Origin of the sequence: Aeromonas sp. 604282 (assembly GCF_049170575.1) — a bacterium.
Taxonomy (GTDB): domain Bacteria; phylum Pseudomonadota; class Gammaproteobacteria; order Enterobacterales; family Aeromonadaceae; genus Aeromonas; species Aeromonas veronii_A.
In genome coordinates this window covers 73,289-94,830 of sequence record NZ_JAAKMV010000010.1, presented here as the reverse complement: position 1 = coordinate 94,830, position 21,542 = coordinate 73,289, and the positions used below count along the sequence as shown (strand labels likewise).

Annotated in this window: 21 protein-coding genes; 14 read left to right on the top strand and 7 right to left on the bottom strand. The window is 56.5% G+C overall.

All coding sequences use genetic code 11. From position 1 onward, the window contains the following. Window positions 1–201 precede the first annotated feature (201 nt). Entirely contained in the window at window positions 202–2,013 is a 1,812-nt protein-coding gene (typA, locus tag G5367_RS13235; RefSeq protein WP_201981586.1) for a translational GTPase TypA, read from the top strand. 250 nt (window positions 2,014–2,263) lie between these two features. Here the strand turns inward: typA and G5367_RS13230 are convergent, their stop codons facing one another. The 5 genes from G5367_RS13230 to def all read right to left on the bottom strand — a co-directional run bounded on the left by G5367_RS13230 (window position 2,264) and on the right by def (window position 8,089). After that, window positions 2,264–3,706, bottom strand: a complete 1,443-nt coding sequence (locus tag G5367_RS13230) for a TrkH family potassium uptake protein (protein WP_216979896.1) — start codon at window positions 3,704–3,706, stop codon at window positions 2,264–2,266. 96 nt (window positions 3,707–3,802) lie between these two features. Next, window positions 3,803–5,179, bottom strand: coding sequence for a Trk system potassium transporter TrkA (gene trkA, locus G5367_RS13225; RefSeq protein ID WP_005339689.1), 1,377 nt, complete (start codon window positions 5,177–5,179; stop codon window positions 3,803–3,805). 87 nt (window positions 5,180–5,266) lie between these two features. After that, window positions 5,267–6,559 carry a 16S rRNA (cytosine(967)-C(5))-methyltransferase RsmB gene (gene rsmB / locus G5367_RS13220; RefSeq protein ID WP_201947326.1) on the bottom strand — a complete coding sequence of 431 codons (1,293 nt, stop codon included), beginning with the start codon at window positions 6,557–6,559 and terminating at the stop codon, window positions 5,267–5,269. Window positions 6,560–6,619: 60 nt separating this feature from the next. Next, window positions 6,620–7,564 (bottom strand): methionyl-tRNA formyltransferase, encoded by a 945-nt coding sequence (gene fmt / locus G5367_RS13215; protein ID WP_005341962.1) that lies wholly within the window; start codon window positions 7,562–7,564, stop codon window positions 6,620–6,622. 12 nt (window positions 7,565–7,576) lie between these two features. Continuing rightward, window positions 7,577–8,089, bottom strand: coding sequence for a peptide deformylase (def, locus tag G5367_RS13210; protein ID WP_216979897.1), 513 nt, complete (start codon window positions 8,087–8,089; stop codon window positions 7,577–7,579). A 108-nt stretch (window positions 8,090–8,197) separates the two neighbouring features. Between def and G5367_RS13205 the strand changes: the two genes are divergently transcribed. The 9 genes from G5367_RS13205 to G5367_RS13165 all read left to right on the top strand — a co-directional run bounded on the left by G5367_RS13205 (window position 8,198) and on the right by G5367_RS13165 (window position 14,960). Then, window positions 8,198–9,289: a LysM peptidoglycan-binding domain-containing protein gene (locus G5367_RS13205; protein ID WP_337073272.1), complete on the top strand. Its 1,092-nt coding sequence runs from the start codon at window positions 8,198–8,200 to the stop codon at window positions 9,287–9,289. A gap of 1 nt (window position 9,290) precedes the next feature. Next, the gene (gene dprA, locus G5367_RS13200) at window positions 9,291–10,406 is read left to right on the top strand and encodes a DNA-processing protein DprA (protein WP_421244911.1); all 1,116 of its coding nucleotides are present in this window, start codon (window positions 9,291–9,293) and stop codon (window positions 10,404–10,406) included. Then, complete coding sequence (locus G5367_RS13195; RefSeq protein ID WP_005341954.1) at window positions 10,399–10,872, top strand: DUF494 family protein; 474 nt, start codon at window positions 10,399–10,401, stop codon at window positions 10,870–10,872. Before dprA ends, G5367_RS13195 begins: the two co-directional genes overlap by 8 nt. Before the next feature lie 55 nt (window positions 10,873–10,927). Continuing rightward, window positions 10,928–11,485, top strand: a complete 558-nt coding sequence (locus G5367_RS13190) for a type I DNA topoisomerase (RefSeq protein WP_042054851.1) — start codon at window positions 10,928–10,930, stop codon at window positions 11,483–11,485. Window positions 11,486–11,559: 74 nt separating this feature from the next. Then, window positions 11,560–12,063, top strand: a complete 504-nt coding sequence (purE, locus tag G5367_RS13185; RefSeq protein ID WP_005341951.1) for a 5-(carboxyamino)imidazole ribonucleotide mutase — start codon at window positions 11,560–11,562, stop codon at window positions 12,061–12,063. A gap of 133 nt (window positions 12,064–12,196) precedes the next feature. Then, window positions 12,197–12,757, top strand: a complete 561-nt coding sequence (locus G5367_RS13180) for an L-threonylcarbamoyladenylate synthase (protein ID WP_216979901.1) — start codon at window positions 12,197–12,199, stop codon at window positions 12,755–12,757. A gap of 112 nt (window positions 12,758–12,869) precedes the next feature. Next, window positions 12,870–13,778 carry an oxygen-dependent coproporphyrinogen oxidase gene (hemF, locus tag G5367_RS13175; protein ID WP_216979902.1) on the top strand — a complete coding sequence of 303 codons (909 nt, stop codon included), beginning with the start codon at window positions 12,870–12,872 and terminating at the stop codon, window positions 13,776–13,778. A 103-nt stretch (window positions 13,779–13,881) separates the two neighbouring features. Beyond that, a complete protein-coding gene (gene aroE / locus G5367_RS13170) occupies window positions 13,882–14,703 on the top strand; it encodes a shikimate dehydrogenase (protein WP_421245228.1) in 822 nt (273 codons plus the stop codon). Further along, window positions 14,700–14,960, top strand: coding sequence for a DUF1488 domain-containing protein (locus G5367_RS13165; protein ID WP_019445781.1), 261 nt, complete (start codon window positions 14,700–14,702; stop codon window positions 14,958–14,960). Before aroE ends, G5367_RS13165 begins: the two co-directional genes overlap by 4 nt. Before the next feature lie 776 nt (window positions 14,961–15,736). Here the strand turns inward: G5367_RS13165 and yihA are convergent. Then, window positions 15,737–16,393: a ribosome biogenesis GTP-binding protein YihA/YsxC gene (gene yihA, locus G5367_RS13160; protein ID WP_026034975.1), complete on the bottom strand. Its 657-nt coding sequence runs from the start codon at window positions 16,391–16,393 to the stop codon at window positions 15,737–15,739. Between the two features lie 142 nt (window positions 16,394–16,535). On the opposite strand from yihA, the gene G5367_RS13155 reads away from it, so the two are divergent. The 4 genes from G5367_RS13155 (at window position 16,536) to hemN (ending at window position 20,435) form a co-directional block, all read left to right on the top strand. Continuing rightward, window positions 16,536–17,153, top strand: coding sequence for a c-type cytochrome (locus G5367_RS13155; RefSeq protein WP_005339710.1), 618 nt, complete (start codon window positions 16,536–16,538; stop codon window positions 17,151–17,153). Between the two features lie 837 nt (window positions 17,154–17,990). Further along, window positions 17,991–18,578: a Der GTPase-activating protein YihI gene (gene yihI / locus G5367_RS13150; protein WP_421245178.1), complete on the top strand. Its 588-nt coding sequence runs from the start codon at window positions 17,991–17,993 to the stop codon at window positions 18,576–18,578. A gap of 11 nt (window positions 18,579–18,589) precedes the next feature. Further along, entirely contained in the window at window positions 18,590–19,030 is a 441-nt protein-coding gene (locus tag G5367_RS13145) for a DUF2489 domain-containing protein (protein WP_005339712.1), read from the top strand. Window positions 19,031–19,061: 31 nt separating this feature from the next. Further along, entirely contained in the window at window positions 19,062–20,435 is a 1,374-nt protein-coding gene (gene hemN / locus G5367_RS13140) for an oxygen-independent coproporphyrinogen III oxidase (RefSeq protein WP_421245179.1), read from the top strand. A 737-nt stretch (window positions 20,436–21,172) separates the two neighbouring features. Here hemN and G5367_RS13135 read toward each other — a convergent pair. After that, the gene (locus tag G5367_RS13135; protein WP_005339715.1) at window positions 21,173–21,541 is read right to left on the bottom strand and encodes a hypothetical protein; all 369 of its coding nucleotides are present in this window, start codon (window positions 21,539–21,541) and stop codon (window positions 21,173–21,175) included. Between the last annotated feature and the right edge of the window lies 1 nt (window position 21,542).

Genomic DNA, 21,542 nt, shown 5'->3' with positions numbered 1-21,542 from the left:
TCAATTTAGTGCAATGGTGGATCGTTTTGGTGCACTGTAATGGTGCTCGAAATACGGTCACCGCCCATCTAAGCAGGGTTTGTCAGAGAGGTCTATGATCCAGATCTGTTGTTATGCGCGAATGTACTGCAATTCTGCTAGGCAGATCACAAAGGCAAGAGTACAATTAGCGCCCAATTTTACCCGGTGATTGAGGCGAGAATGTTAGAGAATTTACGCAATATTGCGATTATTGCGCACGTTGACCACGGCAAAACGACTCTGGTTGATAAGCTGCTGCAGCAGTCCGGCACCCTGGACCGCTCCACGGAAGGCCAGGAACGGATCATGGACTCCAATGATCTGGAACGGGAACGTGGCATCACCATTCTCGCCAAGAACACTGCGATCCGCTGGAATGACTACCGCATCAACATCGTTGATACCCCGGGTCACGCCGACTTCGGTGGTGAAGTAGAGCGCGTACTGTCCATGGTTGACTCCGTGCTGCTGCTGGTTGACGCCGTAGACGGCCCGATGCCGCAAACCCGTTTCGTGACCCAGAAAGCGTTCGCTCAGGGTCTGAAGCCGATCGTGGTCATCAACAAGGTTGACCGTCCGGGTGCTCGTCCTGACTGGGTAATGGATCAGGTATTCGACCTGTTCGACAACCTGGGCGCGACTGACGAACAGCTGGATTTCAAAGTTGTTTACGCCTCTGCACTGAACGGTTGGGCCACCATGGATCAGGACGTCGAGTCCGAAAACATGGAGCCGCTGTTCCAGGCCATCGTTGACAACGTTGAAGCGCCGAAGGCTGATGCCGAAGGTGGTTTCCAGATGCAGATCTCCCAGCTGGACTACAACTCCTACGTGGGCGTTATCGGTATCGGCCGCATCACTCGTGGTCGCGTCAAGACCAACCAGCAAGTCACCATCGTTGGTGCTGACGGCAAGACCCGTAATGGTAAAGTCGGTCAGGTGCTGGGTTACCTGGGTCTGTCCCGTACTGAAGTTGCCGACGCGCAAGCGGGTGACATCATCGCTATCACCGGTCTGGGCGAGCTGAAAATCTCCGACACCATCTGTGACAACGGTGCCGTTGAAGCCCTGCCGCCGCTCTCCGTTGACGAGCCGACCGTGAACATGACCTTCCAGGTCAACACTTCACCGTTCGCCGGTAAAGAGGGCAAGTTCGTGACCTCCCGCAACATTCTGGAGCGTCTGAACCAGGAGCTGGTCCACAACGTGGCCCTGCGCGTGGAAGAGACTGATGATCCGGACAAGTTCCGTGTATCCGGTCGTGGTGAACTGCACCTATCCATCCTGATCGAAAACATGCGTCGCGAAGGTTACGAACTGGCTGTGTCTCGTCCGGAAGTAATCCTGCGTACCGTTGATGGTGTTCTGCAAGAACCGTTCGAAACCGTAACTGTGGACGTTGAAGAAGCGCACCAGGGTTCCGTGATGGAGCAACTGGGTCTGCGTAAAGGCGAAATGACCAACATGACCCCGGATGGCAAGGGTCGTGTCCGCCTGGACTTCATGATCCCGAGCCGTGGCCTGATCGGCTTCCAGACCGAGTTCATGACCATGACCTCCGGTACCGGTCTGCTCTACCACACCTTCGACCATTACGGTCCGCACAAGGGTGGCAGCATCGGCGAGCGTCAGAACGGCGTGCTGATCTCCAACGCAACCGGTAAGGCCCTGACCTACGCCCTGTTCGGTCTGCAAGACCGCGGTCGTCTGTTCATCGGTCACGCAACCGAAGTGTACGAAGGCCAGGTGATCGGTATTCACTCCCGTTCCAACGACCTGACTGTTAACTGCCTGAAGGGCAAACAGCTGACCAACATGCGTGCCTCCGGTACCGACGAAGCTCAAGTGCTGACTCCGCCAATCCGCATGACTCTGGAACAGGCTCTCGAGTTCATCGACAACGACGAACTGGTAGAAGTCACTCCGAAGAACATCCGTATCCGCAAGAAATTGCTGACCGAGCTGGATCGCAAGCGCTCTGGCCGCGGTTAATCCCATGTGCTGAGTCTCGGCAGCTCTTGCGGCCGCTGACGGTTCACTGATAAACGGGCCCAAACTTCTGGTTTGGGCCCGTTTTTTTATGCTTGTGATCCACTCTGGCCATCCTGATGAGCTCGTTCAGGCCATCAGCAATCGATGATGAGTGGGCAGATAAGCGGCGAACGAAAGTCGTGGGGATGGGGGAGATAAAAAAGCCGCAGCGGATGAACGCTGCGGCTTTTTGCTGGCTTGCAGTGAGGAATTACTGGCGCCAGAAGGAGGGGAAGAAGAGCACGGCGACCGTCAGGATCTCCAGTCGTCCCAGCAACATACCGAACGACAGCAGCCATTTGGCCGATTCCGGCAGGCTGGCAAAGTTGGTGCTGGGGCCGACCACCGGGCCCATGCCCGGGCCGACGTTGGCAACGGCGGTGATGGAGCTGGAGATGGCCGTCAGGGGATCGAGCCCGATGGCGCCCAACAGTGCAGCTATCACCAGAATGATGGCGAAGTAGGCCAGCACGAAGGAGATCATCGAGCGGATGATTGCATCATTGACCGTCCGGCCGTTGTACTTCTGGGGAAATACGCCGGAAGGGTGCATCAGTTGGCGCATCTGCTTCTTGAACAGGGCAAAGGCCACCTGTACCCGGAAGATCTTGAGGCCGCCCGCAGTGGAGCCGGAGCAGGCCCCAAGAGCCAGCAGCACGATGAAGAGGATGCTGGCCAGTGGCCCCCAAGTGCCGAAGTCACCAAGGCCGTAGCCGGTGGTGGTGAGCACCGAGACGATGTTGAAGCAGCTGATGCGCAAGGCATCCCAGAAGCCGAACAGATCTCTCTCCCACAGATAGAAGGTCATGATGACGGTGACCCACACAACCAGCCAGAAGAAGCCGCGCACTTGGGCATCCTTGAGCAGGCTGTAGTCCCGGTGGTTGAGGCTCTGCACATAGAGCAGGAAGGGGAGGCCGCCGAGGAACATGAACAGGGTACCAATCCAGTGTGCCGAGTTGGAGAAGTGGGACATGGATTGATCGGAGGTGGAGTAGCCGCCGGTACTGAGGGTGGTCATGGCGTGGTTGATCGCCTCGAACATGTTCATGCCGCTGGCCCAGTAGGCCATGAAGCAGAGCATGGAGAGCACCAGATAGACCACGACTATGTTGTTGGCGACCGTCTTGGCCCGTGGCGCACTTTTATCCGACCAGTCCGAGCTCTCGGTCTGGAACAGCTTCATGCCGCCGACGTTGAGGTAGGGCAGCACGGCAACCGCCATCACGATAAAGCCGACTCCGCCCAGCCACTGCAGGATGGAACGCCACAACAGGATGCTGTGGGCCATGTTGTCGAGGCCGGAGAGCACGGTAGAGCCTGTGGTGGTCACCCCCGACATAGTCTCGAAGTAGGCGTCGGTGAAGTTGATGTGGGTGATGAAAACAAACGGCAGGGCGCCGAAGGCGCAGGCAACCACCCAGACCGAGGTGGTGAGCAGGAACATCTCCCGCACCCCCAGATGAAACTCCGCCTTACGACCGTAGTGGAGGCAGAGCAGGGCGGCGCCGTGGGTGATCAGCACGGACTTGAGAAACTCGACAAATCCCTCTGACCCGGTGAGCAGTGCCAGCAAGGTGGGTAGCCACATGAAGAGCGCCAGCTTGGAAAGCACCAGCCCGAGGGTGAAGATAATGGGACGCAGCTTGATCATGTTCGATAACCTGGTCGTTGATTAACAAAAGACCCGGACCATCCCCTTGGGGGAGCTGAGCCGGGTCTGATTTGACAGCCTGTGCGCATGAAGACGTTACAGGAAGAAGGGGCTGGGCTGGAACAGCCGCTCCACTTCCGGGATGTACTTCTTGTCCACCAGGAACATGACCACGTGGTCATCCTGCTGGATCTTGGTGCGATCGTGGGCGATCAGCACTTCATCCCCGCGCACCACGGCACCGATAGTAGTGCCCGGCGGCAGCTTGAGCTCGCCTACCGTCTTGCCGACCACCTTGGAGGTGTTCTCGTCACCGTGGGCAATCGCCTCGATCGCCTCGGCAGCACCGCGGCGCAAGCTGTAGACGTTGGCGATATCTGCCCGGCGTACGTGGGTAAGCAGGGCCGAGATGGTGGCCTGCTGCGGCGAGATGGCGATATCGATAGAGCCACCCTGCACCAGATCCACGTAGGCGCCGCGCTGGATCAGCACCATGGTCTTCTTGGCGCCCATCTTCTTGGCGAGCAGCGCCGACATGATGTTGGCCTCGTCCTCGTTGGTCACGGCGATGAAGACATCGATCTGGTCGATGTGTTCCTCGGCCAGCAGCTCCTGATCCGCCGCATCGCCGCAGAAGACGATGGTGTTCTCCAGCAGTTCGGAGAGCTGCTCCGCCCGCTTCTGGTTGCGCTCGATAAGCTTGACGCTGTAACGCTTCTCCAGCTGACGGGCGAGGCCTGCGCCAATGTTGCCGCCACCGACGATCATGATGCGGCGGTAGGGGCTCTCGAGGCGCTGCAGTTCAGACATCACGGCACGGATATGGCCCGCGGCGGCGACGAAGAAGACCTCGTCATCCGCTTCGATGATGGTGGTGCCTTGCGGACGGATCGGGCGGCCCTGACGGAAGATGGCCGCTACCCGGGTCTCGATGTTCGGCATGTGTTCGCGCAGGGTGGAGAGAGCATTGCCCACCAGCGGGCCACCGTAGTAGGCCTTGACCGCCACCAGACCGACGCGGCCACCTGCAAAATCAACCACTTGCAGAGCTCCCGGGTATTCGATCAGGCGACGCACATAGTCGGTCACCAGCTGCTCCGGCGCGATCAGGTGATCCACCGGCACCGATTCTGGCAGGAACAGGCGATCCCGCTCGGTCAGATAGGCCGGCGAGCGGATCCGCGCGACCTTGTTCGGGGTGTTGAACAGGGAGTAGGCCACCTGACAGGCGATCATGTTGGTCTCGTCACTGTTGGTGACGGCGACCAGCATGTCTGCATCCTGAGCCCCCGCTTCGCGCAGCACCTTGGGGTGGGCGCCATGACCGTTGACCACCCGCAGGTCAAACTTGTCCTGCAGTTCGCGCAGGCGTTCGCTGTCGGTGTCGACGATGGTGATGTCGTTGTTCTCCCCGGCCAGGTTCTCGGCCAGGGTGCCGCCGACCTGGCCGGCTCCCAAAATGATGATCTTCATAGGGAACGTTTACTCACGTTGATGCTGTAAAGGGGGGCGCCAGAACGGATCTGGCGGCTCTCCCGAATGAGGTTGGTCATGCCCGGCTCAGAGCTTGACCAGTTTGGCGTAGTAGAAGCCATCCATCTCGGCTTCACCCGGCAGGAACTGGCGACCCGGGCAGTCCGGGGTATCCTGTTCGTGCAACGGTACCAATTTGGCATCTTTGGTCGCGGCAAGGAAGGTGCGGATCTGTTCGCGGTTCTCTTCCGGCAATACGGAGCAGGTGGCGTAGAGCAGGGTGCCGCCGCTCTTCAGCTTGCCCCAGAGGGCGCTCAGAATACGGCGTTGCAGCTCGGCCAGCTCGCGAATGTCCTGATCCCGGCGCAGCCACTTGATGTCTGGGTGGCGACGAATGACGCCGGTGGCGGAGCAGGGGGCATCCAGCAGGATGCGGTCAAACTGACCCTCCGGCCACCACTGTTCCGGCGCCGCAGCATCGCCATGGATCACCTTGGCCGTCAGGCCGATGCGGTCCAGGTTCTCCTGCACTCGCTTGAGGCGGTTTTCGTCGGCATCGACGGCAACCACGCCAGCCAGCCTGGGCTGACGCTCCAGCAGGTGGGCAGTCTTGCCGCCGGGGGCTGCGCAGGCATCCAGCACCCACTCGCCCGGTTGCGGGTCGAGCAGGGCGGCAGCCTGTTGTGCTGCACCATCCTGTACCGAGCAGTCACCCACTTCGAAGCCGGGCAGCTTGGTCACATCACAAGGACGCTCCAGCAGTATGCAATCCTCACCCTCTTCACCGGCCACGGCATTGATGCCGGCTTCGGCCATGCGAGCCAGCATGGCATCGCGGCTCTGGCGCTGGCTGTTGTTGCGGATCCACATGGGGGGGCGCTGGTTGTTCGCCTCCATGATGAATTCCCACTCATCGTGATAGGCCTGACGCAGGCGCTTGGTGAGCCACTCCGGATGACCGAGGCGAATGCTGGGAACGCGGTCGATACGCAGCAGAATGACTTCGGCGCTGCGCTGGAAGTTGCGCAGCACGCCGTTGATGAGGCCACGCAGGGAGGTGCCCTTGAGCAGTTTGACGGCGTTGACGGTCTCGGCCACCGCGGCGTGAGCCGGAATGCGGGTGTAGATGAGCTGATAGAGACCGACCAGAATGAGGTAGTGGAAAATGCGGCTCTTGTTCTTGAGCGGCTTGTCCATCATCTCGTTAACTGCCGCATCGAGGCGGGGCAGCCAGCGCAGGGTGCCGTAGCAGAGTTCTTGCAGGAGAGCGCGATCGCGAGGCGCGACCTTCTCCTGGGCAGCAGGCAGAACAGCGGAGAGGGATTGGCCCTGATCCAGCACCTGTTGAATAACGAGAGCGGCCTGTGCACGTGTTTTCATAGAGTTACCTTAGATGCGCAAGTCGGGGCCTGAGCCCCGCTTGTGTCAATTCAATCCAGTTCAATTCAATTGCGTGCCGGGTTCAAACCAGTCGCGGCGAGAGTTGAGCAGATCCGAAACGGACATCGCCTTCTTGCCGGGCGGTTGCAGGGTCAGCAGGCGCAGTACCCCTTTGCCGGTAGCGATATCGATCCCCTGCTTGTCGGCCTTGAGCAGGGTGCCGGCGGGTTGGCCGTGGTCGCTGTCAATGACGGCGGCTTGCCATACTTTGACGGTCTGGTCAGCCACTTCAAACCAGCTGATGGGCCAGGGGTTGAACGAGCGGATGCAGCGCTCGATGGCAACAGCATCCATCGACCAGTCGATGCGGGCCTCTTCCTTGGAGAGCTTTTCGGCGTAGTTGGCCAGCGCATCATCTTGCGCCTCGGCAGCGGTTTCACCGGCAGCCATGGCATCGATGGTGTCGACCAGAGCCTGCGGACCCAGCTTGGCCAGCTTGTCATAGAGGCTGGCGGAGGTCTCGTCGGCGGCGATGGGGCAGCTAACCTTGCGGATCATGGCGCCGGTATCCAGCCCCACATCCATCTGCATGATGGTGACGCCGGTTTCGCTATCGCCCGCCCAAATGGAGCGCTGGATCGGTGCCGCGCCACGCCAGCGCGGCAGCAGGGAGCCATGGACGTTGATGCAGCCCAGACGCGGGGTATCGAGTACAGCCTTGGGCAGGATCAGGCCATAGGCCACCACGACCATCAGGTCTGCACCAAGGGCGGCCAGTTCGGCTTGCGCCTCTTCCTTGCGCAGGGTTGCCGGTTGATAGACCGGTAGATTGTGGGCCAGTGCCAGCTCTTTTACCGGACTGGCAGTGAGCTTCTGACCACGGCCAGCGGGCTTGTCCGGCTGGGTATAAACGGCAACGACCTCATGGTCGGAAGACAACAACGCCGCCAGATGACGGGCGGCGAAGTCGGGAGTACCGGCAAAAATCAGTTTCAGCTTATTCAATGGAGCAGATCCTCAGAGGACTTTGCGATCTTCGCGGGCCATCTTTTCCAGCTTCTGGCGAATGCGCTGGCGCTTGAGCGGGGACAGGTAATCCACAAACAACTTGCCGACCAGATGATCCATCTCATGCTGGATGCAGATGGCGAGCAGATCGTCGGCTTCCAGCTCGAACGGCTTGCCGTGGCGATCCAGTGCGCGGATCTTGATCTGCTCGGCACGCGGTACCAGAGCACGGCTGCCGGGCACGGAGAGGCAACCCTCTTCAATGCCGGTGCTGCCACACTGGGAGATCACTTCCGGATTGATCAATACCAGAGGATCTTCACGGTTTTCAGAGACATCGATCACTATGATGCGTTGATGAATATCCACCTGCGTTGCGGCCAGGCCAATGCCCTCCTCCGCATACATGGTTTCGAACATATCATCTACAATTTGTTGTAACTCGGGTGTAAAGGTCTCGACAGGGGCTGCGACGGTACGCAGACGCTCATCGGGGAAACGCAATACATCTAGAATGGCCATAGTTTTTTCTTTAGTTTCGTATAAATGCAGTCAATATTGGCGTAATTCTAGTCATTTACGCCAACAAAAAACAGCAACACTTTGCGTGCAGAGGTAACAGGGAGTGTTATGTATCTGAAGCAAACCATCCTCACCTGCCTGATGGTGACTATGAGCCAAGCCGCTCTGGCCGATCAGCTGAGGTTGAAAGCGGGTTATCCCGAAAGCTATGTAGTGCAAAAAGGTGACACCCTGTGGGATATCTCCGGCAAATATCTCTCTGAGCCCTGGCTCTGGCCCCGTCTCTGGAACATCAATCCACAGATTGCCAATCCTCACTGGATCTACCCCGGTGATGTACTGCATCTGAGCTGGGTCAATGGTGAACCCCGGCTCGGCAAGGCGATGCAGGGTGGCAAGCAAGTCATCCGTCTCGGCCCGAAAACCCGTTACGAGAACAAGGCCAACCCCATTCCGACCCTGCCTATCAGCGAGATCGGCCCCTTCCTGCAAACCGACCATATTCTGGCTGACAGCCAGCAGCAGAAAACCTTGCCCTATCTGCTGGGGTCGGATCAGAAACATATCGGCATGCTGGAGGGGGACACCCTCTATGTGCAGGGCTCCCTGACGCCGGGGCAGGTTTATGGCATTTATCACCCCGGAGTGGTCTACAAGGATCGCGAAACCGGTGAACTGCTGGGCCAGGAGGCGATCTTTGCCGGTGTGGTGCGGGCCGTGGCGCGTCTTGATGGCGATCGGACTGAAGTTACCCTCACTCATAACCAGCGCGAAGTGCTGCAGGGCGACAAGGTGATGCCGCTGCCGGCTCAAGAGAACATGCCCGCCGTCTTCACACCGAAAGCGGCACCTGCCATCACGCCGGGCTATATCATCGATTTGCCGAACAAGACCCGGGGCGGTGGCAAGTTTGATGTGGTGCTGATCAACCGGGGTGGCCGCGATCAGCTAGTCGCCGGGGATGTATTGGATGTCAGACGACCCGGTGCTGCTCTGGTTACCAAGAATGGTGCAGTGCAATACAAGGAGCTTTCCTCTGTCTACGACAAGGTGTTCTACAGCGGTAACCAGAAGGAGTCACTCCCTTCAGAAGCGATTGCCAGGGTTATGTTGTTCAAGGTGTATGACAAGCTGAGTTATGGCCTCATCATGCAAAGCAAGGACATGGTGAGCTCGGGTTATCAGGTCACTCACTTCTGACGTGAACTACCCCGACGGGCGTCTAGCTCTCTGGCTAACCCTCAATGCGGTCATCGGCATCGGTCCGGTGACCGCCGCTCGGCTGCTGGAGCAGATCGGCGGTTCGATTGATGCCCTGTTTCAGAGCGATGAAACACAGCTGCACGGTATGGGGCTGTCGTCAGAGCAGATCAGGCAACTGCGCTGGCCCTCGCCGATTGTTGAGCAGAGTCTGGCTTGGGCCGCGTTACCTGGCAATCTCCTTATTCCGCAAGATCACCCTCTTTATCCGCCCTTGTTGCGTGAAATTCCCGCGGCCCCCCTGTTGCTCTACTGCCGTGGCGATCTTGAAGCGCTGTCGCTACCCCAGCTGGCGATGGTGGGGACACGTCATCCCACCTATGCAGGCAAAGATAACGCGTCCCGTCTCTGTAGCGAACTGGTTAGATGCGGGTTCGCCATCACCTCGGGCCTTGCGCTCGGTATCGATGGTGTTTGCCATCAGCAGACGCTGGCTTGTGGTGGTATCACCCTTGCCGTGTTGGGCTCCGGGCTGGATTGCCTCTACCCCAAACGCCATCAGGGACTGGCAGGTCAGATTCTGGAGAAAGGTGGTTTGCTTATCTCCGAACTGGCGCCGGATAAAGGGCCGCTGGCTGAACATTTTCCTCGTCGCAACCGTATTATCAGTGGTCTGTCGTTGGGAACTCTGGTGGTGGAGGCGACCGAGCAGAGTGGTTCGCTGATCACCGCTCGCTATGCACTGGAGCAGGGGCGCGAAGTGTTTGCGGTACCCGGCGCCCCGCAAAATGGCCAAGCGATAGGATGCAACAGATTAATTCAGCAGGGGGCCAAACTTGTGCTGAGTGTGGCCGATATAGTGGAAGAGCTGCCGGAGTGGGGGGCACGGCTAGATCCGTCGGCCATACCATCTGAGCAACAGCATAATAGCGAATTGCCTTATGCTGATTTGTTGGATAACGTAGATTACGAGACCACGAGCGTGGATACCGTTGCCGAGCGGACCCAGCTTCCTGTCGAAGTGGTATTGGGCAGGTTGGTAGAGCTGGAGTTGGTCGGTGCAGTGATGGCGGTAGCCGGTGGATACGTCAGAGCGAGGAGGGCGAATCATGTTTGATGTATTGATGTACCTTTTCGAGACCTACATCCACAGCGATGCAGATGTGATGGTCGAGCAGAATGAACTCACCGAAGAGTTGAGCCGAGCCGGTTTTGACAAGGAGGAGATCGACAAGGCGCTCGACTGGTTGGAGCGACTGGCCAATCTGCATGATAGCGAGCGGGAGGTCTATGTGGCCGCCAGCGCGCAAGGCTCGATGCGTATCTATGCCCCGCAAGAGCTGGCACGCCTCAGCACCGAGTGCCGCGGGTTCCTGCTCTTTCTGGAACAGGCCCAGGTACTGAATGCCGAAACCCGCGAGATCTGTATCGAGCGTCTGCTCGAGTTGGACAAGCCGGATATCGAGCTGGATGACCTGAAGTGGGTCGTCATGATGGTGCTGTTCAACGTACCGGGCAGTGAAAATGCCTACCAGCAGATGGAAGAGCTGGTGTTTGATGAGTCAGACGGCGTCATTCACTGACAGTCCGGTGCCGCGCTGGTAGAATTCAGGCCATCTGGATTTCAAGGCGCGGCCCATGTCAAAAATCGATCATCACCTCTTTTCAGCCCACGAACATGCCTTCGAGCGCGAGCCGTGCCCGCAGTGCGGGGCCGAGCTGGTGATCCGCCAGGGCAAACATGGCCCCTTTCTCGGCTGTTCTGCCTATCCTGCCTGTGATTACATCCGCTCCCTGACGCCATCCGGCCGCGACATCGAAAAGGTGCTCGAAGGCTCTGCCTGTCCCGATTGCGGACAGCCGCTGGCGATCAAGAAGGGGCGTTACGGTCTGTTTGTCGGCTGCACTCAGTATCCGGCCTGTCAGCACATCGAATCCCTGCAGGAGAGCGATGATACCCAGATCCTCTGCCCCGAGTGCGGCAAGGGTCATCTGGTGAGCCGGACCTCCCGCTACGGCAAGCAATTTTACTCCTGTGATGGCTATCCCCATTGCAAATATGTGGTGAACGACAAGCCGATCCCCATGCCTTGTCCCGCGTGTGGTTGGGGCATCATGGTCGAGAAAAAAGTGAGGGGAACGCTGCGTTGGGTCTGTCCGCAAAAGAAATGCGGCCACCAAAGTGAGCAGGTATAATCCCGCCGCCGCAACCGGATTGAAACGTTTTCGGTGAACTTCAACCCCCCACTTGGAGTAAGGAAATTCCCACCATGAATAAACCCTTTGTTGCCGTATTGATGGGCTCTGATTCTGATTTCCCCGTGATGCAGAGTACTCTCGAGGTGCTCAAGTCATTTGATATCGCAGTGGAAGTCAAAGTCACCTCCGCGCACCGCACGCCGGCTGCGACCCATCAGTATGTGACCGATGCCGAGGCCCGTGGCTGCAAGGTCTTTATCTGTGCTGCCGGTCTGGCTGCGCACCTGGCGGGTGCCGTAGCCGGCATCACGACTCGTCCTGTGATCGGAGTGCCCATCGATGGTGGCCCGCTCAAGGGGCTGGATGCGCTGCTCTCTACCGTGCAGATGCCGGGTGGTGTACCGGTGGCTACCGTGGCGATCGGCAAAGCCGGTGCCAAGAACGCAGGTTATCTGGCAGCCCAGATGCTGGCAGTAGCCGATGATGAACTGGCGGCCAAGGTTCGGGCCGAACGCCAGAAGAATGCCGAAGAGGTGATGGCCAAGGATGCCGCCCTGCAGGCTCAACTCAAGTAAGTGAACGGGTGGCGATCCGGAAGTGTCGTATTTTCTGTGCTACAGCAACACGTCACTTTGCCATGGTCGCCGCCATACGAATTCAACTTGCTACCAAGTGACGAGGCGGCAGCCAGGCTGCCGCATTTTTCCTATGCCAAATGAAATTGAACAGGCGGTTGCCGCCCTCCAGCAGGAAGGGGTGATCGCTTATGCGACCGAGGCCGTGTTTGGTCTGGGTTGTGATCCCGACTCCGAAGTGGCGGTACAGCGATTGCTGGCCATCAAACAGCGTCCGGTAGATAAGGGGTTGATCCTGATTGCTGCCGACGTGGCGCAATTACAGGATTACATCGATCTGAGTCAGCTTAGCGGTGAGCAGTTGGCTCGGGTTGAAGCCAGTTGGCCCGGTCCTTTTACCTGGATCATGCCTGCCCGTGCAACGACGCCGGCCTGGCTGACCGGGCAGTTCGAGACCCTGGCGGTGCGCGTGACGGCTCATCCTCAGGTACAGGCGTTGTGCCGTGCCTTTGGCAAGCCGCTGGTCTCTACCAGCGCCAACCTGACCGGTGAGGAGCCTGCCCGTCGGGTGGCCGATATCGGTGAGCGGCTGGCAAGCAAGTTAGCCTATATCCTGCCCGGTGAAGTGGGTGGTCAAGCCAATCCATCAGAGATCAAGGACGCCCGAACTGGCGCCATTATTCGCCCCTCCTGAGCTGGCGGATACGTCATGATTTGCCATCAATCCGCTGAGCGGTGAGCTCACCGGATTGATTTAACTATAAAAATGGACAGGGCGTTCACGATCCTGCCTGACTGGAGACAAGATGAGCAAACCGGATGTGGCCCAGGTCAAGGCCTTCCTGTTGCAGTTGCAGGACGAGATCTGCCGTGGTCTGGAGCAGGCCGATGGCAGTGGACACTTTGTGGAAGATGCCTGGAGCCGTGAAGGCGGTGGCGGTGGTCGCACCCGTGTGCTGCGCCACGGCGCGGTGATCGAGCAGGGGGGCGTCAACTTCTCCCATGTCTATGGCGATGCCATGCCTGCCTCTGCTACAGCACATCGGCCCGAGTTGGCCGGTCGCAAGTTCGAGGCGATGGGCGTGTCGCTGGTGATCCATCCGCATAACCCCTATGTGCCGACCAGCCACGCCAACGTCCGTTTCTTCATCGCCGAGAAGGAAGGCGAAGAGCCCATTTGGTGGTTTGGCGGTGGCTTCGATTTGACGCCCTTCTATCCGTTTGCCGAGGATGTGCAGCTCTGGCATCAGGTCTCCCGTGATCTCTGCCAGCCGTTCGGTGATGAGATCTACCCCGAGTTCAAATCTTGGTGCGATCGCTACTTCTTCCTCAAGCACCGCAACGAGACACGGGGGGTGGGCGGTCTCTTCTTCGACGATCTGAATCGCTGGCCCTTTGCCGACTGCTTTGCCTTTATGCAGGCGGTAGGTCGGGGTTATCTTGATGCTTACCTGCCGATCATTGAACGACGCAAGGTTCTACCCTATGGCGAGCGGGAGCGGGAGTTCCAGCTCTATCGTCGCGGCCGTTATGTGGAGTTCAATCTGGTGTATGACCGTGGCACCCTGTTCGGGTTGCAGACCGGCGGACGTACCGAGTCGATCCTGATGTCGATGCCACCGCTGGCCCGTTGGGAGTATGACTGGCAGCCGGAGGCGGGCACTCCTGAAGCCTTGCTCTACACCGATTACCTCACGCCGCGAGAGTGGCTGTGACCAGAGGGACCATGATGGTCCCTTTTTACTGGCCGTTATTCGGCTTGTTCCCGAGAGTGAAAACCCGTTAAATCGGAATATTGCCCTCTGATGGAACTCTTTGATGGATCGTTATCTGGTTTTTGGCCACCCTGTGCGCCACAGCAAGTCCCCCTTCATTCACACCCTGTTTGCCAGACAAACCCAGCAAGAGCTGGAGTATGGGCTGGCTGAACCTGCCGTCGACGAGTTTGCCCAAGCCCTGCGCACCTTCTTTGGCCAAGGGGGCAAGGGATGCAATGTCACCGTTCCCTTTAAGGAGCAGGCATTCACTCTGGTCGATCGCTTGAGCCCAAGGGCCAAGCGGGCGGGCGCGGTCAATACCATCAAGCTGACCGATGATGGCGTGTTGCTGGGGGATAATACCGATGGCGCTGGATTGGTCGCCGATCTCAAGTCCCATGGTGTGATGCTGGCGGATAGCCGGATCCTGCTGCTGGGTGCCGGTGGCGCGGCTCGTGGTGCATTGGCGCCGCTGCTGGCTGAGTTGCCGAGCGAGCTGGTGATCGCCAACCGTACCCACACAAAAGCGCAACAGTTGGCTGCCGAATTCTGCGATCTGGGGCCTGTGACTGCCCAGACCTATGAGCAGTTGGCTGGTCCGTTCGAGCTCGTCATCAATTCGACTTCTGCCAGCCTGCAAGGAGAGCTACCGCCGTTGGCCCCTGCCCTGATCCACACTGATATTGCCATCTACGACATGATGTATGGCGCCTCGGATACGGCGTTTATCAGTTGGGCCAAGCAGCATGGGGCCCGTCAAACCATGGATGGACTCGGCATGCTGGTGGAACAGGCCGCCGAAGCGTTTACCGTGTGGCGCGGAATTCGTCCCGGGACTAAACAGGTATTGAGAGAGTTGAAGCGTAACTTGGGGGTGATATGAACCAGGGTATTCTGTTTCCCGACCTGATGGAGTGGCAGGCTGACGAACAGCGGGTGCGTTTTCCTGCCCAGCAGATGGGGGCGCTGATAGATTGTTACATCAGCCAGCGGCGGCTGGAGAGAATGACAGGTCTGGCGCTGACGAGGGAGGATGACATCGTCAGAGCCTTCGAAAGTGTACGTTTTGATATTGAAGACATGGCTGAAAAACTCATTGAAGAACAAGAGTTTGCTGAAGATGGCGCTATCTACCTCTGATTTTTCAAAGTTTTTTTGTTTTGTAGCGGAACTACTTTGAAATGGCGCTGACTAACTAGATAGTTGAGGAAGTGCTAGCTAGTCACCTTTATAACTCCCCGGTATTCGTACTGGGGATTTTTTTATCTGCATGAAAATAAAAGGTTTTTTCTTAATCTGTAAGTTGTGAAACTAAATTACATAAATTACTTTCACTTTCTGCTGCTTTGCTGTACAGTTGTTTGCGTAGGGTACAGAGGTAAGATGTTCTATCTTTCAGACCTTTTATTTCACGTAATTGAATGTGGCTGAATAGCTGCCCCGATGAGGTTCTCGTCGGGGTGTTTTTTTATGCGCATCATTTAGAGTAAATGCTTTAAATTGACGATGCATTTGATAGAATGAGGCTGCTTCTTGAGGAATACCTGTCGTCTGGTACTCAAGATTCAACTTCTTCCCAATTTTTTGAACTTATTATTTCAGGCTGGATGGCATCACTGTCGTCCGGCCTCATTTTTATCCCTTTCGGTTAGAGCTTGTAATTAAATTTCATTTTTGTCTCTTTTTGTAATTCTTGTTCGTTTTGAAAGAACGAATTTGAAAACGCTATCAACGCCTACTTAAGTTAATTATTTTTGTGAATTAACTGCCTATCTATATGAACTTTAAGCAGTATTGGATATAGCAGGGGAGGCGAATGCGGGGTATTTGTCGTGAGGCAGGTGAAAGCGGCAATCTGAAACCCTTTCAATCAGCGGAGGAGTGCTCCGCCAATTGCAAGGAGAGCGAGGAGTAGATTACTCCTCGGCAGGTTGCTGTTCATCAGCGTCCAGCAGGTCGGTATCGTCACCACTGACGTACCATTCGGTCAGGGTTTGCGCCAGCTTCTCCACACCGATATTGGTGAGGGAGGAGAACGCTTCGACCTGGATCTGGGAACCGAGGTTGGCAACGGCTTGGCGCACCTTGATCACCTGGTTGTTGCGCGGGCCTGGGCTCAATTTGTCAGCCTTGGTCAGCAGCAGCATGACGGGCAACTGACGGTGCGAGCTCCACTCCAGCATGTTCATGTCGGTATCTTTGAGCGGGTGGCGGATGTCCATCAGGATCACCAGACCTTTCAATGACTCACGGCGCTGCAGATACTCTGCCAGTGACTTTTGCCACTTGAGCTTCATTTCCAGCGGAACTTGCGCATAACCATAACCCGGCAAGTCGACCAGACGCTTGCCCGGTTCCAGCTCAAACAGGTTGATCAGCTGGGTACGACCGGGTGTCTTACTGGTGCGCGCCAGGTTCTTGTGTTTGGTTAAGGTGTTCAATGCAGATGACTTACCGGCGTTGGAACGGCCGGCAAACGCGATCTCGACACCCCCATCATTTGGCAGGTGACGGATGTCGGGTGCGCTGGTCACAAAATGCACCTTATTGAAATTCAGAGTTTGTGTATCCAACGTAAATTCCCCATGGAGATAGAGGGTTATAGAGTTACTTTTTTGTAAAATGGTGTAAAATAGCGTCGCTTAAACGCGTTTATTTTAACATGCCTTCAGCGGCATGGGATCTGGAAGCCTAATAACGAAAAGTTGGAACGCCATGAAGAACCTAGTCATTACTCTTGCTCTGATGGTTGGCGTAACGGGGATGGCACAAGCCAAGGGCGATGCCGCTGCGGGACAGACCAAGGCTGCCGTTTGTGCGGCTTGTCATGGACCGGACGGAAACAGCCTGGTTGATATGTACCCCAAAATTGCTGGTCAGCACGCATCATATATCAAAAAGCAGTTAGTTGAACTGAAGGCTGCCGCTTCTGGTCAAATTGGCCGGGTTGCGCCAGTGATGGGGCCGATGGCGTTACCTTTGTCGGAACAGGACATGGATGACCTGGCGGCTTATTTCTCCAGCCTGAAGGTTACCCCGATCGCTGTCCCTGACGACGTGGTCGAAGCGGGCAAGGCACTCTATATGGGTGGTGACATGAGTCGCGGTCTGGCAGCTTGTACGGCTTGCCATGGTCCCCGTGGCTCGGGTGTCGAACAGGCGAAGTATCCCAACCTGTCCGGCCAGCATCCTGCCTATATCAAAGCTCAGCTCACCGCATTCCGTGCCGGGACGCGTGACAATGATCCGAATGGCATGATGCGGGACGTTGCCAAGAAACTGACTGATCAGGATATCGAAGCCCTCTCCAAATATGTGGCGGGTCTGCACTGATATAGTCGATACGGTCGATTTGAGTTGAAACGGGGAGCCTGGGCTCCCCGTTGTTTTTATGGCTTTCAGATAATTCTCGGTTTAATCCCCCCGTTCTGTAAGAGATCTCCCATTCTCAAGGCAGGCCAAGGCTCATAAAATTGCATAAAATATTAAATAATCATTATTTATCAATAGATTATATTAATTTTGATATTTTTCGACATGTTGAGAATCTTTTGAGTGGATTGAGCCGCTTTATAGAGTTGGTACAGTAGGCTTAATGGATTCACCCACGGATTGGGTGGCGGTTTCACGACAGGGTGTTGTGAGCAGAGGATGGCTGGCGTGGCGGGATGTCATGGGCTCGGATGAGCTGGCAAAGGATTGAAGGATCAGGATGGTGACCATCTCCGGAGCGGGATGGGGTTGCGGGATGCAGACTCCCCGGCACGATGGCAGGATGCGGTCGAGACGGGTCAAACAGGCACACGCACATTCAGGAACGACCAATATAAGGTCAGGATGACCACACAACGATATGATGCGGCGACATGTTGTCACGGAGAGGACGAAACAGATTGTTTTGCCATTCAGGATGGCGCACGCATGAACATATCAAGGCAGCTTCGGCTGCCTTTTTTCTTTTGGGTCATTAACCCGATTAGCCATTTTGTGTCAAAATACCAGCAACATGCCCAGAGGATACCGATCCTGCGGTGTTCAGTGGCCTGATTGGGCCTGATTGGTGCGGGATCCTGCTCTTGTTCCAGCCTTACTGTTCCTCGCATCGTATCCCACCGGGTGAGATCATCCCGGGTACGGGTCAAACCAGTTATTTTTCGGAGTTAGCCATTCATGTCTGCCAAACAACCCACTCGCAAGCCTACTGGCAAGCGCAAAGAATCTGATGTCAGTGCTCAGGAAGGCCGTGAGCGTAAACGGGCTGCCAAGCGCAAAGGCCTGAAGGCTGGTTCTCGTCAGCAAGTTGAACAGCCGAAGAACAAGTCTGGCAACAGCCAGTCCAAAGATCCGCGTATCGGTTCCCGAAAGCCGGTAGTACTGGTGGTTGATGACAAACAGAAGAAGCCGGCAGCACCCAAGGCGGTGAAAGAGAAGAAGCTGGTGATGACCCCCGAGCAGGAACTGGCTTCTATCGAAAACGATGACCGCTTGAATGATCTGCTGGATCGTCTGGATGCCGGTGAAATCCTGGAAGCGGCCGAGCAGGCCTGGGTTGATCAGCGCGTCGACCGTTATCAGGAGCTGATGGATGAGCTGGGCATCATCGACAACGACGATGATGAAGATGATGAGCTGCCGTTTGATGATGGCGATGACGCCGAGTTCAACGAGCAGAAACCAGCCTCCGAAGAGGAGTTGTGGGACCGTTTCAACCAGGTCGATTTCAAGCCGGAACCCAAGCCTGAGCCGAAGAAAAAGTGATGAGTGGATGGATGCTGGCCGCCCTGTTGGGCGGCCTGATTTTGTCAGGGTTGGCCATCTATGCAGGCATGCTGCTGGCCAGGCTGAGGCGACAGCAAGCGATGCAGTGGCAGGCGATTACCGCTCGCAATGAACGAATTCTGGAGAGCGTGCGGGTCATTGCCCATGCGGTGCAGGAGGGGCAGTGCGATTACTCCGAAGGCGCCATTCGGCTGACCAATCTGCTGGATGCGTTGCAGATCAAGGGGGGGCGAGCGTTCGTTGCCGAGTTCCCGGGTCTGTACGGGCTGTATGAGAAGGTGAAAGATATGCCGACTCATGAAGCCAGACGTGCCCTCAAGCGCAATGAAGTGATGAAGATGGATCTCGAACGAAGCGGCTACGAGGCCGAGCTGGAGGCTCAGATCCTCAAGGATGTGGCCCAGCTGAAGGATTTTCAGTTAGGTCGGTGAGCCAACAATAACAACAAGAGAGGAAGCGAGCGTGCAAGCAGAACAGATTGTGTGGGATCAGGCCCTGATCGAAAAATATAACTACAGTGGCCCGCGATACACCTCTTATCCCACTGCGCTGGAGTTCAACGAGAGCTTCGGCTATCCGGATTTTGTCCGCGCAGCCGGCCAGTATCCCGAGCGCAATCTGTCGCTCTACGTGCATATCCCTTTCTGTCACAAGCTCTGCTACTACTGCGGCTGCAACAAGGTCATTACCCGTCATCAGCACAAGGCTGACGAGTATCTCGACTACCTGGAGCAGGAGATCAAGGCGCAAGCCCCGCTCTTCAAGCACCGTATGGTCACCCAGCTGCACTGGGGTGGCGGTACACCCACCTATCTGGATGAAGCGCAAACGCGCCGCCTGATGGCCATGCTGCGTGAGCACTTCCATTTCGCCGAAGAGGGGGAGTTCAGCATCGAGGTCGATCCGCGCGAGATCGCCATTACCATGCTGGATGTGTTGCGAGATGTCGGCTTCAACCGCATCAGCCTCGGGGTGCAGGACTTCAACAAGGATGTACAGGTCGCAGTCAACCGCGAGCAGGACAACGACTTTATTAAAGCCATGTTGGAACGAGCCAGAGAACTGGGTTTCCGTTCGACCAACCTCGACCTTATCTATGGCCTGCCGCATCAGGATCGTGCCAGCTTCCACCATACGTTGGAAGAGGTGCTCAAGACGGATCCGGCGCGCCTCTCCATCTTCAACTATGCCCATCTGCCGAGCCGCTTTGCCGCCCAGCGCAAGTTGAAAGAGGTGGATATGCCTGCGCCGCAGGAGAAACTGGCCATGCTGCAGGACACCATCGCCTTCCTCACCGGTCAGGGTTACCAGTTCATCGGCATGGACCATTTTGCCAAACCCGATGACGAACTGGCGGTCGCGCAGCGCGAGGGCAAGCTACACCGCAACTTCCAGGGCTATACCACTCAAGGTGATTGCGATTTGCTGGGGCTGGGGGTCTCCTCCATCAGCATGATCGGTGATGCCTACTCCCAGAACCAGAAAGAGCTCAAGACCTATTACGCACAGGTTGCAGAGCTGGGTCATGCTCAGTGGAAAGGCTGCTCGCTCAATCAGGATGACCTGATCCGCCGTGAGGTGATCAAGCGGCTTATCTGTGATTTCCGTCTGAACTTTGCGTCTGTCGAGCAGGCGCACGATCTCAATTTCAGAGAATATTTTGCCGACGATCTCAAGCTGCTGCAGACCTTCATCAACGATGGATTGGTGCGTATGACGGAGGATGGTCTGGAGGTCTCCTCCACCGGGCAGCTGCTGATCCGCAATATCTGCATGTGTTTCGACGTGTACTTGCGCAACAAGGCGCGCCAGCAACAGTTTTCTCGCGTGATATAAGCTTGTTTGCCGACAGAAAACAGAGAAGGGCGCCATCGTGGCGCCCCTTTCATATGTATTTTTGCTTAAGCAGCGGGTCGGGAAGGTTCTGGTAAGAAGTCTCTGCGCTGAGGCAAGCAATTGGGAATCAAGCAGTGGTCGCGGTGAAACGCAGATAAAAAGATGGGGGCGACTTGCGTCGCCCCCGGTAGTCGTATCGCTCAGATCCTTGAACGAAGTTGCTCCCTGCAATCCCTGACTGTTTACCTCTTCCTTTAGGTTTCCCCTTCCCAATCCTTTGGGGTGTCCTTTAGCCATCTTGACCTGACGAGTCATCCTGTCCCGTCGCACTTTCTCCGTCCTGGGAGGTGTCCTTTACCACATCCTGTGGTGAGTCCATTTGCCCAACCCTGGCAGCCAGTCTTCCTGACCGACTTCATTGCGTCCGTGCATGAGTAACTATAAGGATTTTCTAACCGGCTACAACGCCAGATTGGAAAACGTTTTTGTTATTAGCTATTTCGAAAGTGGTTGGTTTCTATTTATTCATTTATAAACAACTAGTTAAGCTTATCATCTTCATGTTTTAAGATCTTATCTTCCGATTATCTCGGGGATCTTTTCGGCCGTTGGCTTACATCTGGAATGGCAGATCTCTTACACGGCGTTTTGGTTGCTTCAGAAACAGATTTTGCAGTCTGATGATGGTCATTCGGGGTGAGTTGGCGAGGCAGACAAAGAGCGGCTGAATGGAGAAATTATGAGCGCTGGTTGAGCCGCTCATAGATGGTCTGGCGCTCTTCAGGAGTCAGCGAAGAGAAGTAGTGGGTAAAGAGGCGCAGCAACAGGGACTTGTTCATGCCGTCTTGCTGGGTCAGATTACCCAGCTCGTCGATGGCCACCGTGCTCATGGAGAAGGTGGCTTTTTTGTAGCTGGGCTTCAGGTGCTCGCCGCTCTCGATAAAAGCCAGCGCCGACAAGGCTTCGTCACGATGCAGGCCTAGTTCAAGGCTGACCACCTTGGGTTTGCCTTTGGCGTAGAACTCCGCATCTTCGATAAATTCGTCGACGGTGAACTTCTTCTGGTGATGCAGCTGGTGCTTTTTCTTCAGATCGGCCAGACCCATC

Bases quoted from the DNA above. Each gene is read 5' to 3' on its own strand.
- typA (WP_201981586.1), top strand. From the start codon at position 202: ATGTTAGAGAATTTACGCAATATTGCGATTATTGCGCACGTTGACCAC.
- G5367_RS13230 (WP_216979896.1), bottom strand. From the start codon at position 3,706: ATGATCAAGCTGCGTCCCATTATCTTCACCCTCGGGCTGGTGCTTTCC.
- trkA (WP_005339689.1), bottom strand. From the start codon at position 5,179: ATGAAGATCATCATTTTGGGAGCCGGCCAGGTCGGCGGCACCCTGGCC.
- rsmB (WP_201947326.1), bottom strand. From the start codon at position 6,559: ATGAAAACACGTGCACAGGCCGCTCTCGTTATTCAACAGGTGCTGGAT.
- def (WP_216979897.1), bottom strand. From the start codon at position 8,089: ATGGCCATTCTAGATGTATTGCGTTTCCCCGATGAGCGTCTGCGTACC.
- G5367_RS13205 (WP_337073272.1), top strand. From the start codon at position 8,198: ATGTATCTGAAGCAAACCATCCTCACCTGCCTGATGGTGACTATGAGC.
- G5367_RS13195 (WP_005341954.1), top strand. From the start codon at position 10,399: ATGTTTGATGTATTGATGTACCTTTTCGAGACCTACATCCACAGCGAT.
- G5367_RS13190 (WP_042054851.1), top strand. From the start codon at position 10,928: ATGTCAAAAATCGATCATCACCTCTTTTCAGCCCACGAACATGCCTTC.
- purE (WP_005341951.1), top strand. From the start codon at position 11,560: ATGAATAAACCCTTTGTTGCCGTATTGATGGGCTCTGATTCTGATTTC.
- G5367_RS13180 (WP_216979901.1), top strand. From the start codon at position 12,197: ATGCCAAATGAAATTGAACAGGCGGTTGCCGCCCTCCAGCAGGAAGGG.
- hemF (WP_216979902.1), top strand. From the start codon at position 12,870: ATGAGCAAACCGGATGTGGCCCAGGTCAAGGCCTTCCTGTTGCAGTTG.
- aroE (WP_421245228.1), top strand. From the start codon at position 13,882: ATGGATCGTTATCTGGTTTTTGGCCACCCTGTGCGCCACAGCAAGTCC.
- G5367_RS13165 (WP_019445781.1), top strand. From the start codon at position 14,700: ATGAACCAGGGTATTCTGTTTCCCGACCTGATGGAGTGGCAGGCTGAC.
- G5367_RS13155 (WP_005339710.1), top strand. From the start codon at position 16,536: ATGAAGAACCTAGTCATTACTCTTGCTCTGATGGTTGGCGTAACGGGG.
- yihI (WP_421245178.1), top strand. From the start codon at position 17,991: ATGTCTGCCAAACAACCCACTCGCAAGCCTACTGGCAAGCGCAAAGAA.
- G5367_RS13145 (WP_005339712.1), top strand. From the start codon at position 18,590: ATGCTGGCCGCCCTGTTGGGCGGCCTGATTTTGTCAGGGTTGGCCATC.
- G5367_RS13135 (WP_005339715.1), bottom strand. From the start codon at position 21,541: ATGGGTCTGGCCGATCTGAAGAAAAAGCACCAGCTGCATCACCAGAAG.